We start from the raw sequence: 14,424 nt of genomic DNA on the forward strand, positions 1-14,424 counted from the left end.
GTTTTTTGAAAAAGATTTTATCATTATGATAAAATATGAAGTGGGAGGGCAAATCACTGCCCAATTGACCACATCACGGACTTAAGGAGGTGTGTCTCGTGGCTAAAAAGGTAATTAAAATAGTAAAACTTCAAATTCCTGCAGGTAAAGCTAATCCAGCTCCGCCGGTTGGTCCAGCATTAGGACAAGCAGGTGTTAACATCATGGGCTTCTGTAAAGAGTTTAACGCTCGTACAGCTGATCAAGCTGGTCTTATCATCCCTGTTGAAATTACGGTATTTGAGGACCGTTCATTCACTTTCATTACTAAAACTCCTCCTGCTGCTGTTCTTCTTAAGAAAGTAGCTGGTATTGAGTCTGGTTCTGGTGAACCAAACCGTAATAAAGTGGCAACTGTTAAGCGTGATAAAGTACGCGAAATCGCTGAAACTAAAATGCCTGACCTAAACGCTGCTAGTGTAGAAGCTGCAATGCGTATGGTTGAAGGTACTGCGCGCAGTATGGGCATCGTTATCGAAGACTAATTCGATTTGTTTTTTGTAAAAAAGGTTGCGGGTCTGGAATTCCAATTCGCAACCTTTATTATCGTAAATGATTATCATTTTTAAATAAATGGATGGGCGCACATCCTCGGGGGTTCCCGGAATGAAGGCGTAAACGTGGGAGGTTATTCCGCTAAAACCACATTCAAGGAGGAAACAAACATGGCTAAAAGAGGTAAAAAGTACGTTGAAGCTGCGAAGCTTGTTGATCGTGCATCTGCTTACTCTGCAACAGAAGCAGTAGAATTAGTAAAGAAAACAAACACAGCTAAATTTGATGCAACTGTAGAAGCTGCATTCCGTTTAGGTGTTGACCCTAAGAAAGCTGACCAACAAATTCGTGGTGCAGTTGTTCTTCCACACGGTACTGGTAAAGTACAACGTGTATTAGTATTCGCTAAAGGCGAAAAAGCAAAAGAAGCAGAAGCTGCTGGCGCTGAATTCGTAGGCGATGCTGATTACATCGGTAAAATCCAAAAAGGTTGGTTCGATTTCGATGTAGTAGTAGCAACTCCTGATATGATGGGTGAAGTTGGTAAACTTGGTCGTGTATTAGGACCTAAAGGTTTAATGCCAAACCCTAAAACTGGAACAGTTACTTTCGATGTAACTAAAGCTGTTAACGAAATCAAAGCTGGTAAAGTTGAATACCGCGTTGATAAAGCTGGTAACATCCACGTTCCAATCGGTAAAGTATCTTTCGAAGATGCTAAATTAGTAGAAAACTTCAAAACAATTGCTGACACGCTACAAAAAGCTAAGCCAGCTGCTGCAAAAGGTACTTACATGAAGAACGCAACTGTTGCTTCTACAATGGGACCTGGCGTACGCGTAGACGTTTCTACACTTGCGTAAAAATTGGAAGTTGACTTCTTAAAGAAGTTTTAATATAATCATTTATGTTGTGAATTTTAATAGTGTACCGTAGACAGTAGGAGTCGATTCGACTTAATTCCCTACCTAGGTGTTAATATACGAAGCGGAATCTTTTTTCTGTGACTATATGCCTCCATGTCTACAAGTTGGGCATGGAGGTTTTTAGTGCACTTTCGGTACATCTTCTATATAATCTACAGGAGGTGTAATAACATGAGCAAAGTAATCGAAACTAAACAACAAGTTGTAACTGAAATCGCTGAAAAACTTCGCGCGAGTAAATCTACAATTGTTGTTGACTACCGTGGTTTAACAGTTTCTGAAGCAACAGAATTACGTAAAAACTTACGTGAAGCTGGCGTTGAGTTCAAAGTTTACAAAAACTCTTTAACTCGTCGTGCTGCAGAGTCTGCTGAAATGGCTGAGTTAAACGAATTCTTAACAGGACCAAACGCAATCGCGTTCAGTAACGAGGATGTAGTTGCTCCTGCGAAAGTATTAAACGACTTCGCTAAAAATCATGAAGCTTTAGAAATTAAAGCAGGCGTAATCGAAGGTAAACTTGTAACACTTGATGAGGTTAAAGCTATCGCTACTCTTCCATCACGTGAAGGCTTACTTTCTATGCTTCTTAGCGTTCTTCAAGCTCCAATCCGTAACCTTGCACTTGCTACTAAAGCAGTTGCAGATCAAAAGGAAGAGCAAGGCGCTTAATTTTTTAAAAGATAATTACTTGTTATCTATAAAACAATACAAACCTATTTAAGGGAGGATATTTACAATGACTAAAGAACAAATCATTGAAGCAGTTAAATCTATGACTGTATTAGAACTTAACGACTTAGTAAAAGCTATCGAGGAAGAATTCGGCGTAACTGCTGCTGCTCCTGTAGCTGTAGCTGGTGGCGCTGGTGAAGCTGCTGCTGAGCAAACTGAATTTGACGTAGTACTTGCAAGTGCTGGCGCTCAAAAAATCAAAGTTATCAAAGCTGTACGTGAAATCACTGGTCTTGGCTTAAAAGAAGCTAAAGAATTAGTTGACAACACTCCAAAAGCAATCAAAGAAGGCGTTACTAAAGAGGAAGCTGAAGAAATGAAAGCTAAACTTGAAGAGGTTGGCGCTGCTGTAGAAGTTAAGTAATTAACTTTTGGTGCTTTTAAAAAAAGCTCGCTCTCATGCGAGCTTTTTTTTTAACTGTAAAGAAAAGAGGTGGCCATATGGCAGACCATTATTTTTCTAACGACCCTTCTAGTAAAAGTGATCGTAAACGATGGGAATTTACACTTCGTGAATCTCGATTTACTTTTTTATCTGACCATGGGGTGTTCTCGAAAAACGAAGTGGACTTTGGTTCTCGTCTTTTAATTGAAGCGTTTCAAATGCCAGATGTTAAAGGTAATGTGTTAGACGTAGGATGTGGGTACGGTCCAATCGGTTTGTCGTTAGCGAAAGAGTTTCAAGATCGTGAAATTCACATGGTGGATGTGAATGAAAGGGCCTTGGGACTTGCAAAAGAAAATGCCGCTAATAACAGAATTGAAAATATACGTATTTTGCAAAGTAGTGTCTATGAAAATGTAGATGGCAAGTATGCTGCTATTCTATCTAATCCTCCAATTCGTGCTGGTAAAGATATCGTGCATGAGATTTTAGAAAAGGCTGTGGAGTATTTAGTTTCAGGTGGAGAATTGTGGATTGTTATTCAAAAGAAACAAGGTGCGCCATCTGCGCTTAAAAAACTAGAAGAAGCATTTTCTGAAGTTGAAGTTGTAGAAAAGAAAAAAGGATATTATATCATAAAATCAAAAAAGCGTTGACGGTTATTTTTGGCTATGTTAACATTATACAATGCCAATATATGATTTTCTGCGTTGAGAAAGATGTATATTTTTGTTTCTCTTGGAAAAGATAGTAAAATCAGCAGATTATGAAACAGAATGATGGTTTTCTTATAGAAGCCATTTTTCTTTTTTGAGCAGATAGAAAGACTCAACGTATCTATCTTTAAGAGAAAAAAACTACGCTAATAGCAGTAGTTGTATTTATTTGTGATTTTTGCACAAATTTTTTTGTGCATTTATAATACTCATGATTTGAGGGGTGAAGCAGTTGACAGGTCAACTAGTTCAATACGGACGCCACCGCCAACGAAGAAGTTATGCCCGTATTAGTGAAGTATTAGAGTTACCAAATCTTATCGAAATTCAAACCTCTTCTTATCAGTGGTTTCTTGATGAGGGTTTGCGAGAAATGTTCCAAGACATTTCTCCGATCGAAGACTTTACGGGAAATCTATCGCTTGAATTTATCGACTACAGCTTAGGTGAACCTAAATACTCTGTAGAAGAATGCAAAGAGCGTGATGTGACGTATGCAGCACCACTTCGTGTAAAAGTGCGTCTAATCAACAAGGAAACTGGTGAAGTAAAAGAACAAGATGTGTTCATGGGAGATTTCCCACTCATGACAGAGACTGGAACATTCGTAATTAACGGTGCAGAACGTGTTATCGTTTCCCAGTTAGTTCGCTCTCCAAGCGTATACTATAGTGGCAAAGTGGATAAAAACGGAAAACGTGGTTTTACTGCTACTGTAATTCCAAACCGCGGAGCTTGGTTAGAGTATGAAACAGATGCTAAGGATGTTGTATATGTGCGTATTGACCGTACGCGTAAACTTCCTGTAACTGTTTTGTTACGCGCATTAGGGTTTGGCTCTGATCAAGAAATCACCGAGCTTTTAGGTGATAACGAATACTTAAGCAATACGTTAGAAAAAGACAACACAGATAGCACAGAGAAAGCATTGCTTGAAATTTATGAGCGTCTACGCCCTGGTGAACCACCAACAGTAGAAAATGCAAAGAGCTTACTTGTGTCTCGTTTCTTTGATCCGAAGCGCTACGATTTAGCAAATGTAGGTCGCTATAAGATCAACAAAAAGCTACACATTAAAAACAGATTGTTTAACCAACGTTTAGCTGAAACACTGGTGGATCCAGAAACTGGTGAAATTTTAGCGGCAGAAGGAACAGTCTTAGATCGTCGTACACTGGATCGTATTCTACCTTACTTAGAGAAAAACATTGGATTCAAAACAGCGAAACCAATGGGTGGAGTGGTAGCAGGCGATGTTGAGCTGCAATCTATTAAGATCTATGCTCCAGAATCAGAAGGCGAACGATCTATAAACGTAATTGGGAATGCAAATATTACTCGTGATATAAAAAACATCACACCAGGTGATATTCTTGCTTCTATTAGCTACTTCTTTAACTTGCTATATAAAGTAGGGGATACAGATGATATTGACCACTTAGGAAATCGTCGTCTGCGTTCTGTAGGAGAGTTACTACAAAACCAATTCCGTATCGGTCTTTCTCGTATGGAACGTGTTGTTCGTGAGAGAATGTCGATTCAAGATACAAATGCAATTACACCACAAGCGTTAATTAACATTCGCCCGGTTATTGCATCTATTAAAGAGTTCTTCGGAAGTTCTCAGTTATCTCAGTTCATGGATCAAACAAACCCATTAGCAGAGTTAACTCACAAACGAAGACTATCTGCATTAGGACCCGGTGGTTTAACGCGTGAGCGCGCAGGCTTTGAAGTACGTGACGTTCACTACTCTCACTATGGTCGTATGTGTCCAATCGAAACACCAGAGGGACCAAACATCGGTTTGATTAACTCATTATCTTCGTTTGCGAAAGTAAATGAGTTTGGTTTCATTGAAACGCCATACCGTCGTGTTGACCCAGAAACTGGTCTTGTAACAGGGCAGGTTGATTATTTAACAGCAGATGAAGAAGATAACTATGTTGTAGCCCAAGCGAATATGAAATTATCTGAAGTAGGGGAATTCCTTGATGAAGATATCGTAGCTCGTTTCCGTGGTGAAAACATTGTCACAAATAAAGAACGCATCGACTACATGGATGTATCTCCAAAACAAGTAGTGTCGGCAGCGACAGCTTGTATTCCGTTCTTAGAAAACGATGACTCTAACCGCGCACTTATGGGAGCGAACATGCAACGTCAGGCGGTTCCGTTAATAAATCCGGAATCTCCGATTGTAGGTACAGGTATGGAGTACGTATCAGCAAAAGACTCAGGTGCTGCAGTAATCTGTAAACAGCCTGGTGTTGTTGAGCGCGTAGAAGCACGTGAAGTTTGGGTACGTCGCTATGTAGACGTTGACGGTCAAACAGTAAAAGGCGACTTAGATCGCTACAAAATGCAAAAATTCATTCGTTCTAACCAAGGAACTTGCTACAACCAACGTCCAATCGTAAGTGTTGGAGACCAAGTTGTAAAAGGTGAAATCCTTGCGGATGGTCCTTCTATGGAACTAGGTGAACTAGCTCTTGGACGTAACGTGCTTGTTGGCTTTATGACATGGGACGGTTATAACTATGAGGATGCGATCATCATGAGTGAGCGCCTTGTAAAAGATGATGTGTACACTTCTATCCATATTGAAGAATATGAATCAGAAGCTCGTGATACGAAGCTTGGACCAGAAGAAATTACACGTGATATCCCGAATGTTGGAGAAGATGCACTTCGTAATCTTGACGAGCGCGGTATTATTCGCGTCGGTGCTGAAGTAAAAGATGGAGATCTACTTGTTGGTAAAGTAACGCCAAAAGGTGTAACAGAATTAACGGCAGAAGAACGTCTATTACATGCAATCTTCGGTGAGAAAGCACGTGAAGTACGTGATACATCACTACGTGTACCACACGGTGGTGGCGGTATTATCTTAGACGTAAAAGTGTTTAACCGTGAAGATGGCGATGAATTGCCACCAGGCGTGAATCAACTTGTACGTGCATATATCGTTCAAAAGCGTAAAATTTCTGAAGGTGACAAAATGGCCGGTCGTCATGGTAACAAAGGTGTTATTTCCCGTATTTTACCGGAAGAAGATATGCCTTACTTACCAGATGGTACGCCAATCGATATCATGTTAAACCCATTGGGGGTACCATCTCGTATGAATATCGGTCAGGTATTAGAGCTTCATCTTGGTATGGCAGCAAGATACCTTGGTATTCACATTGCAACACCGGTATTCGATGGTGCTCGTGAGGAAGATGTATGGGGCACAATTGAAGAAGCTGGTATGGCAAATGACGCGAAAACAATCCTGTATGACGGACGTACTGGTGAGCCATTCGATAACCGTGTATCTGTTGGTGTCATGTATATGATCAAACTTGCGCACATGGTTGACGATAAGCTTCATGCTCGTTCTACTGGACCATACTCACTTGTAACGCAGCAACCTCTTGGAGGTAAAGCTCAGTTCGGTGGACAGCGTTTCGGTGAGATGGAGGTTTGGGCACTTGAAGCTTATGGTGCCGCTTATACTCTTCAAGAAATCTTAACAGTGAAGTCTGATGATGTTATTGGACGTGTTAAGACGTATGAAGCAATTGTTAAAGGTGAAAATGTTCCAGAACCAGGCGTTCCTGAATCATTCAAAGTATTGATTAAAGAACTGCAAAGTTTAGGTATGGACGTTAAAATGATGTCGATCAACGATACAGAAATTGAAATGCGTGATACGGAAGATGATGATCATCAATCAGCAGATAAATTGAATGTTGAAGTTGAGACAACTAAGGAATAATTGGGATAACCTGTAGACTAAAAGGGAGGTAGGCCCCTTGATAGATGTAAATAACTTTGAATATATGAAGATTGGACTTGCTTCACCTGACAAGATTCGTTCTTGGTCATACGGTGAAGTTAAGAAACCAGAAACAATTAACTATCGTACGTTAAAGCCTGAAAAAGATGGCTTGTTCTGTGAGCGTATTTTCGGACCACAAAAGGACTGGGAATGTCATTGCGGAAAATATAAACGTGTACGTTATAAAGGTGTAGTTTGTGATCGATGTGGCGTTGAAGTAACGCGTGCAAAAGTTCGTCGTGAACGTATGGGTCATATCGAATTAGCTGCTCCTGTATCTCATATTTGGTATTTCAAAGGTATCCCGAGCCGCATGGGACTTGTCTTAGACATGTCCCCTCGCGCGCTTGAAGAAGTAATTTATTTCGCTTCTTATGTTGTAACAGAAAGTGGAGATACACCACTTGATAAGAAGCAATTACTTTCTGAAAAAGAATACCGTGCATATCGTGATCGATATGGCAGTACATTCCATGCTGCTATGGGTGCAGAAGCGATTAAAAAATTACTGCAAGACATCGATTTAGATAAAGAAGTAGACTTCTTAAAAGAAGAATTAAAAACAGCACAAGGACAACGCCGTACTCGTGCTATTAAACGTCTAGAAGTATTAGAAGCATTCCGTAACTCTGGAAATCACCCATCTTGGATGATCTTAGAGGTTCTTCCAGTTATCCCACCAGAACTACGCCCGATGGTACAGTTAGATGGTGGACGTTTTGCTACTTCTGACTTAAATGACTTATATCGTCGTGTAATTAACCGTAACAACCGTTTAAAACGTCTATTGGACTTAGGTGCACCAAGCATCATCGTTCAAAACGAAAAACGTATGTTACAAGAAGCTGTAGACGCATTAATCGATAATGGTCGCCGTGGCCGTCCAGTTACTGGACCAGGTAACCGTCCATTAAAATCACTATCTCACATGCTTAAAGGTAAACAAGGACGTTTCCGTCAAAACTTATTAGGTAAACGTGTTGACTACTCTGGCCGTTCTGTAATCGTTGTAGGACCGAACTTAAAGATGTACCAATGTGGATTGCCGAAAGAAATGGCACTTGAATTGTTTAAACCTTTCGTTATGAAAGAGTTAGTTGGAAAAGGATTAGCACACAACATTAAGAGTGCTAAACGTAAAATCGAGCGTGTACACCCTGAAGTTTGGGACGTTTTAGAATCTGTGATCAAAGAGCATCCAGTACTTCTAAACCGCGCACCAACACTTCACCGTCTTGGTATCCAGGCGTTTGAACCTACACTAGTAGAGGGTCGTGCAATCCGTCTTCACCCACTTGTATGTACTGCATACAACGCGGACTTTGACGGTGACCAAATGGCGGTTCACGTTCCGTTATCATCAGAGGCACAAGCGGAAGCTCGTATTCTTATGTTAGCGGCACAAAACATCTTGAATCCAAAAGACGGAAAACCAGTTGTTACTCCATCTCAAGATATGGTATTAGGTAACTATTACTTAACACTTGAGCGCGAGGGTGCAATCGGTGAAGGTATGGTCTTCAAAGATGCAAACGAAGCAATACTTGCATACCAAAATGGATATGTACATCTGCACACACGTGTTGCAGTTGCTGCGAGTTCGGTAAATAATGTAACGTTTACTGAAGAGCAAAAGAGTAAGCTTCTATTAACAACAGTTGGTAAATTAATATTTAACGAAATCTTACCAGAGTCGTTCCCTTATATTAATGAACCAACAAACTCAAACCTTGAAAAAGAAACACCAGCGGAATATTTCGTTGAAAAAGGTGCGAACATTAAAGAAATTATTGCTAGTCGCGAAGAAGTGGCGCCATTTAGCAAGAAAATCCTTGGTAACATTATTGCGGAAGTATTCAAACGTTTCCAAATTACGGAAACATCTCGCATGCTTGACCGTATGAAAAACTTAGGATTTAAATACTCTACAAAAGCTGGTATTACAGTTGGGGTATCAGACATTCTTGTATTAGGCGAAAAAAATGAAATTCTCCATGAAGCACAAGCAAAAGTAGATAATGTAATTAAACAATTCCGTCGCGGTTTAATCACGGAAGAAGAACGTTACGATCGCGTTATCTCTATTTGGAGTAATGCAAAAGATGTTATCCAAGGAAAACTGATGAAATCCTTGAATAAACGCAACCCAATCTTCATGATGAGTGATTCCGGTGCCCGTGGTAACGCATCGAACTTTACTCAGCTTGCTGGTATGCGTGGTCTGATGGCCAATCCATCTGGTCGTATCATTGAGCTTCCGATCAAATCAAGTTTCCGTGAAGGTTTAACAGTACTTGAGTACTTCATCTCTACGCATGGTGCGCGTAAAGGTCTTGCCGATACAGCACTTAAAACTGCCGATTCTGGTTACTTAACACGTCGTCTTGTAGACGTTGCACAAGATGTAATTGTTCGTCAAGATGATTGTGGGACAGATCGTGGTTTACTAATTGGTGCGATTAAAGAGGGTAATGAAGTTATTGAGTCACTATATGATCGTCTTGTTGGACGTTTTGCGAGAAAAACTGTAAAACATCCTGAAACAGGTGAAGTATTAATTGCTGAAAATCAATTAATTACTGAAGATATTGCTCATATCGTTGAAAAGTCGGGTGTTGAAACTGTAAATATTCGTTCAGCGTTTACGTGTAATACTCGCCATGGTGTATGTAAAAAGTGTTACGGTCGTAACTTAGCAACTGGTACAGACGTAGAAGTAGGAGAGGCGGTAGGTATTATCGCAGCTCAATCTATCGGTGAGCCAGGTACACAGTTAACGATGCGTACGTTCCATACAGGTGGGGTTGCCGGAGATGATATCACACAAGGTTTACCTCGTATCCAAGAGATCTTCGAAGCTCGTAATCCGAAAGGTCAGGCAGTTATCAGTGAAATCGACGGTGTTATCGCAGCGATCAACGATGTTAAAGATCGCCAAGAAGTAGTTGTACAGGGTGAAGTTGAAGCTCGTACGTATGCTATTCCTTACGGTGCTCGTCTGAAAGTAACTCTAGGACAGCCAATTAGCCACGGTAAAGAGTTAACAGAAGGTTCTATTGATCCGAAGGAATTACTAAAAGTAACGGACATTACAGCAGTTCAAGAATACTTATTACGTGAAGTTCAAAAAGTATACCGTATGCAAGGGGTAGAAATTGGTGACAAACACGTAGAAGTAATGGTACGTCAAATGCTACGTAAAGTTCGTGTAAGTGATGCGGGTGAAACAGATGTATTACCAGGAACATTACTAGACATCCATCAGTTTACTGATGCGAATGCGAAGGTGTTACTGAAAGGTAAACAACCAGCAACAGCTAGACCGGTTCTACTTGGTATTACTAAAGCTTCACTTGAAACTGATTCGTTCTTATCTGCAGCATCGTTCCAAGAAACAACTCGTGTTCTAACAGATGCAGCAATTAAGGGTAAACGCGATGAGCTTCTAGGATTGAAAGAGAATGTTATTATCGGTAAGCTTGTTCCTGCTGGAACAGGTATGAATCGTTATCGCCAAGTGGATCTTGTAAAAACAACACAAGATAACATGAATGTAGAAAACGATGAAGTTTATGTGGAACAGTAAAATTTTCCGTCGTAAATTTTGTATAAAAACAGCTAATCCTAGTTGACATTGTATGAGACAAAATGTTACTATAATCAAGGTTGCTCCTGAACGATGCTTTGGAGGATATTTATATGTCTTATCAAAAAGTGTCAAATGCTGAAAATGTAGTCGTTGGTTATAAACGAACATTGGAAGCAATCAAAAATGGTATAGTTAAAGAAGTTGTTATTGCGGAAGATGCTGATGTGCGGTTAACCCATGTTATCATTCGTACTGCCTTGCAACATAACGTACCCATAACCAAAGTTGAATCAGTTCGTAAGCTTGGAAAAGTTTCGGGGATTCAAGTGGGAGCTTCAGCAATAGGAATAATAAGTTAAAACTGTTTTTGTGAGGAGAGAGCATTTGCTCTTCCTTGCAAAAACTTTGTTTTCAACTAATAATGAACCACCTGGATATGTGGTCATACAAACATGCGAAGGGAGGATAAACAAATGCCTACTATTAACCAATTAGTGAGAAATGGTCGTACTGATAAAGTATGGAAGTCTAAATCACCTGCGTTAAACAAAGGTTTTAATTCTTTAAAGAAAAAATCAACTGATATCTCTGCACCTCAAAAACGTGGTGTGTGTACTCGTGTTGGTACAATGACTCCGAAGAAACCGAACTCAGCGTTACGTAAATACGCTCGTGTACGTTTAACAAATGGTATTGAAGTTACAGCTTACATCCCAGGTATCGGTCATAACCTACAAGAGCATAGCGTAGTATTAATTCGCGGTGGTCGAGTAAAGGATTTACCAGGGGTACGTTACCACATCGTTCGTGGTGCGCTTGATACAGCTGGTGTTGACAAACGTATGCAAGGACGTTCTAAATATGGTACTAAGCGACCAAAACCTGCTAAAAAATAATAAACTTATAATGAAAGGAGGAACTCAATATGCCTCGTAAAGGACCTGTTGCGAAACGTGACGTGTTACCAGATCCAATGTACAATTCTAAGCTTGTAACACGCCTAATCAACAAAATGATGGTTGACGGTAAAAAAGGTAAATCTCAAACAATTCTTTATAACGCTTTCGAAATCGTTCGTGAACGTTCAGATAAAGAACCAATGGAAGTATTCGAGCAAGCTCTTAAGAACATCATGCCTGTTCTTGAAGTACGCGCTCGTCGTGTTGGTGGTGCTAACTACCAAGTTCCGGTTGAGGTTCGTCCAGAACGCCGTACAACTTTAGGTCTTCGCTGGTTAGTAAACTATGCTCGTCTTCGTGGTGAAAAAACTATGGAAGAGCGTCTAGCTTACGAAATCTTAGATGCATCTAACAACGCTGGTGCAGCTGTTAAGAAACGTGAAGACACTCATAAAATGGCAGAAGCTAACAAAGCATTTGCTCATTACCGTTGGTAGGATTCAACGTAAAATAAATGTAAGCATAAACCGCTTTATTTGTCGCTTATGGAAGTGTGGAGAGGGAGAATGCCTCTCCCTTTCGTTGGGCGCTCGTTTTACATAATGAGGGTACTGGACACTGGCATATGTAACAATATAAAGTGGCTTTTTTGCTACTTAAAATAAAATAATCCAATCCATATATGGAAGGAGCAAGACACCAAATGACTAGAGAGTTCTCTTTAGAAAACACTCGTAATATTGGTATCATGGCTCACATCGATGCTGGTAAAACAACAGCAACTGAGCGTATTCTGTATTACACAGGACGTATTCATAAAATCGGTGAAACTCATGAAGGTGCATCTCAGATGGACTGGATGGAGCAAGAGCAAGAACGTGGTATCACAATTACTTCTGCTGCAACTACAGCACAATGGAAAGGTCACCGTGTAAATATCATTGACACTCCAGGACACGTAGATTTCACAGTAGAAGTAGAACGTTCTTTACGCGTACTTGATGGCGCAGTAGCAGTACTTGATGCGCAATCTGGTGTAGAACCACAAACAGAAACTGTTTGGCGTCAGGCTACTACTTATGGTGTACCTCGTATCGTATTCGTTAACAAAATGGATAAGATTGGTGCAGATTTCTTATACTCTGTAGGAACAATCCACGATCGTTTACAAGCAAACGCACATCCAATTCAGTTACCAATCGGTGCTGAAGATGAGTTCAATGGTATCATTGACCTTGTTGAAGAGTGTGCTTACATGTACGCTAACGATTTAGGAACAGACATCGAGCGTGTCGAAATTCCTGAAGAGCACAAAGAATTAGCTGAAGAATACCGTGGAAAACTTATTGAAGCGGTAGCTGAGCTTGATGAAGAAATGATGATGAAGTACCTAGAAGGTGAAGAAATCACTGTAGAAGAGCTTAAAGCTGGTATCCGTAAGGCTACAACTTCTGTTGAATTCTTCCCAGTAATCTGTGGTTCTGCATTCAAAAATAAAGGTGTTCAAATTCTGTTAGACGCAGTTATTGACTACCTACCATCTCCATTAGATGTACCTGCTATTAAAGGTACTCTTCCGGATACGGAGGAAGCTATCGAGCGTAAGTCTAGCGATGAAGAACCATTCGCAGCTCTAGCATTCAAAATCATGACTGACCCTTATGTTGGTAAGTTAACGTTCTTCCGTGTGTATTCTGGTGTGTTAAACTCTGGATCATACGTGAAAAACTCAACTAAAGGTAAGCGTGAGCGTGTAGGTCGTATCCTACAAATGCACGCTAACAGCCGTGAAGAGATTTCAACAGTTTACGCTGGTGATATCGCTGCTGCTGTAGGTTTAAAAGATACTACTACTGGTGATACTCTTTGTGACGAGAAGAGCCTTGTTATCCTTGAGTCTATGGAATTCCCAGAGCCAGTTATCTCTGTAGCTATCGAACCAAAATCTAAAGCTGACCAAGATAAAATGGGTACAGCATTATCTAAGCTTTCTGAAGAAGATCCAACATTCCGTGCTCACACTGACCAAGAAACTGGCCAAACAATCATCGCTGGTATGGGTGAACTTCACCTTGATATCATCGTTGACCGTATGCGCCGTGAATTCAAAGTGGAAGCAAACGTTGGTGCTCCTCAGGTAGCATACCGTGAGACTTTCCGCGCTGCTGCGAAAGTTGAAGGTAAGTTCGCTCGTCAATCTGGTGGTCGTGGACAATTCGGTCACGTTTGGATTGAGTTTGAACCTAATGAAGAAGGTAAAGGATTCGAATTCCAAAACAAGGTTGTCGGTGGTGTAGTTCCACGTGAATACATCCCAGCTGTTGGAGCGGGTCTTGAAGACTCACTTAAAAATGGTGTACTAGCTGGTTATCCACTAGTTGACATTAAAGCTGCGTTAGTTGACGGATCTTACCATGATGTTGACTCCTCTGAGATGGCGTTCAAAATCGCTGCATCTATGGCGCTTAAAGCTGCGGTTTCTAAATGTAGCCCAGTAATTCTTGAGCCAATGATGAAAGTTGAAGTTGTAATTCCTGAAGAGTACATGGGTGACATTATGGGTGACGTAACATCTCGTCGTGGACGTGTAGAAGGTATGGAAGCTCGCGGTAACGCACAAGTTGTTCGCGCTATGGTTCCACTTTCTGAAATGTTCGGTTATGCAACGGCATTACGTTCTAACACTCAAGGACGCGGAACATTCTCAATGACATTTGATCATTATGAAGAAGTACCGAAGTCTGTTTCTGAAGAAATTATTAAAAAAAATAAAGGTGAATAATTGATTTTTATCGATTGTTCAAGTATAACTAC

General features: G+C 40.5%; 11 protein-coding genes and 1 other annotated feature. All 11 genes read left to right on the forward strand.

The genetic code is table 11. The features are described 5' to 3' along the window. The first annotated feature begins 98 nt into the window (after positions 1 to 98). The 11 genes from rplK to fusA all read left to right on the forward strand — a co-directional run bounded on the left by rplK (position 99) and on the right by fusA (position 14,392). On the forward strand, positions 99 to 524 hold the full coding sequence (gene rplK, locus AB3X48_RS01385; RefSeq protein WP_002159610.1) for a 50S ribosomal protein L11: 426 nt from the start codon (positions 99 to 101) through the stop codon (positions 522 to 524). Positions 525 to 704: 180 nt separating this feature from the next. Continuing rightward, entirely contained in the window at positions 705 to 1,397 is a 693-nt protein-coding gene (gene rplA / locus AB3X48_RS01390) for a 50S ribosomal protein L1 (protein WP_002009792.1), read from the forward strand. A gap of 49 nt (positions 1,398 to 1,446) precedes the next feature. After that, positions 1,447 to 1,592 (forward strand) — a sequence feature (ribosomal protein L10 leader region). Between the two features lie 39 nt (positions 1,593 to 1,631). Then, the gene (rplJ, locus tag AB3X48_RS01395) at positions 1,632 to 2,132 is read left to right on the forward strand and encodes a 50S ribosomal protein L10 (RefSeq protein WP_002009790.1); all 501 of its coding nucleotides are present in this window, start codon (positions 1,632 to 1,634) and stop codon (positions 2,130 to 2,132) included. 67 nt (positions 2,133 to 2,199) lie between these two features. Beyond that, entirely contained in the window at positions 2,200 to 2,559 is a 360-nt protein-coding gene (gene rplL, locus AB3X48_RS01400; RefSeq protein WP_002009788.1) for a 50S ribosomal protein L7/L12, read from the forward strand. 77 nt (positions 2,560 to 2,636) lie between these two features. Continuing rightward, positions 2,637 to 3,236: a class I SAM-dependent methyltransferase gene (locus AB3X48_RS01405; protein WP_016103300.1), complete on the forward strand. Its 600-nt coding sequence runs from the start codon at positions 2,637 to 2,639 to the stop codon at positions 3,234 to 3,236. Between the two features lie 292 nt (positions 3,237 to 3,528). Next, positions 3,529 to 7,059, forward strand: coding sequence for a DNA-directed RNA polymerase subunit beta (gene rpoB / locus AB3X48_RS01410; protein WP_002159608.1), 3,531 nt, complete (start codon positions 3,529 to 3,531; stop codon positions 7,057 to 7,059). Between the two features lie 37 nt (positions 7,060 to 7,096). Next, positions 7,097 to 10,708 carry a DNA-directed RNA polymerase subunit beta' gene (rpoC, locus tag AB3X48_RS01415; RefSeq protein WP_002091510.1) on the forward strand — a complete coding sequence of 1,204 codons (3,612 nt, stop codon included), beginning with the start codon at positions 7,097 to 7,099 and terminating at the stop codon, positions 10,706 to 10,708. 113 nt (positions 10,709 to 10,821) lie between these two features. Further along, entirely contained in the window at positions 10,822 to 11,070 is a 249-nt protein-coding gene (locus tag AB3X48_RS01420) for a ribosomal L7Ae/L30e/S12e/Gadd45 family protein (protein WP_088098626.1), read from the forward strand. Positions 11,071 to 11,184: 114 nt separating this feature from the next. Beyond that, positions 11,185 to 11,607, forward strand: a complete 423-nt coding sequence (rpsL, locus tag AB3X48_RS01425) for a 30S ribosomal protein S12 (protein ID WP_001142341.1) — start codon at positions 11,185 to 11,187, stop codon at positions 11,605 to 11,607. A 29-nt stretch (positions 11,608 to 11,636) separates the two neighbouring features. Next, positions 11,637 to 12,107 carry a 30S ribosomal protein S7 gene (gene rpsG, locus AB3X48_RS01430; protein ID WP_002063416.1) on the forward strand — a complete coding sequence of 157 codons (471 nt, stop codon included), beginning with the start codon at positions 11,637 to 11,639 and terminating at the stop codon, positions 12,105 to 12,107. Between the two features lie 206 nt (positions 12,108 to 12,313). After that, a complete protein-coding gene (gene fusA / locus AB3X48_RS01435; protein ID WP_002159606.1) occupies positions 12,314 to 14,392 on the forward strand; it encodes an elongation factor G in 2,079 nt (692 codons plus the stop codon). Positions 14,393 to 14,424: the final 32 nt, after the last annotated feature.

Origin of the sequence: Bacillus sp. S4 (genome assembly GCF_040838205.1) — a bacterium.
GTDB lineage: Bacteria > Bacillota > Bacilli > Bacillales > Bacillaceae_G > Bacillus_A > Bacillus_A cereus_U.